This window comes from Photobacterium damselae, from assembly GCF_003026815.1.
Classification (GTDB): domain Bacteria; phylum Pseudomonadota; class Gammaproteobacteria; order Enterobacterales; family Vibrionaceae; genus Photobacterium; species Photobacterium damselae.
The window spans coordinates 1-1,030 of sequence record NZ_PYOG01000099.1 but is presented as its reverse complement, the minus strand read 5'-3'; the positions used below and the strand labels follow the sequence as shown (position 1 = coordinate 1,030).

2 pseudogenes are annotated in these 1,030 nt (G+C 39.3%); one reads left to right on the top strand and one right to left on the bottom strand.

From position 1 onward, the window contains the following. A pseudogene (locus tag CTN07_RS23425) lies at positions 1 to 130 on the top strand (IS6 family transposase); the annotation flags it as partial. Between the two features lie 10 nt (positions 131 to 140). Here CTN07_RS23425 and CTN07_RS22465 read toward each other — a convergent pair. Next, positions 141 to 1,030 (bottom strand): annotated as a pseudogene (locus CTN07_RS22465) (IS4 family transposase); the annotation flags it as partial.

The following is a 1,030-nucleotide window of genomic DNA, read 5'->3' as shown; positions in this document are numbered from 1 at the left end:
GCAGAAGATGCGTCAAGCATTAGGAGGGAAATCTATTGAGGGAGCACAAGCTACAATGTCAGGTCAGGAAGTTTGGACTCAAGTTAGACGAGGACAAGTTGGTGATTTAAGTTTACCCGTATGGGAGTAATGCCGTTCACTTAAGAGTGAACGGCATTCTTTTTCTTGGGATACCGTTTGGGCCTTGCCTTAACTGCCCTTGGAAAAGATCTTTCCCTTCACCCTTCAAGAATTAAACTTTCAGCCATAGCATGAAAACCTTTTAATTGGCGAGGAATAGCTTCTGAACTTGAGTATGGTAAGCCAACTAATAAAGCTGATACATGGGCTAATGTTCAATTAAAACTCAATTGATAAGGAAGGTAGTTCTCTTTTAAATTGAAGCACAGTTCAACCATTTGATATCGAATCAAATTGTATGTTAATAAGATCCCCCAAAGTTCTTGTCGGACCAATTCAGGTAAACGACTTCGTAATGTGAGACGATTACCTAACATGTATTGTTTTTGCTCTCGATAACCTAATTCTATTTCCCATCGGTGCTCATAAAGGGCTACAATATCTTTCGAAGGATAGCGTAAAGGGTCAATCATAGATGTTAAGACTTGGTAGTCTTTCCCTTTAATTTTCCGAGTCACGAGTCGAGCTGTAATCGAGGATGGTAAGTTAGTCCATAATTTTCTAGCCCTTGGATTACTATGTAATAGTATAAGCTTATCGTTGCGGCCTAAAGGCCAAATGACCTCATATTGGACGTTCTTTTTGAGAGGGATAAGCCAATGTCGCCCTGTACCTGTCGCGTGCCATTTATCTAATAAACCTAATGAATATAACCCCTTATCAAACATTGTTACGCTATGATCTGGTGTCATTTCGGTGAGCTTTTCAGCCAATACCATTTCATTGGTATTGTAATTATCAAAGGCACTAGCAGTAATAAGGTGACTACTTAATTCCATCTGGCAAACCATTCTAACTTGAGGGTATTGCGTACCTTTTTGACGTGAAAATGCTTCTTCATTTTCTTGAT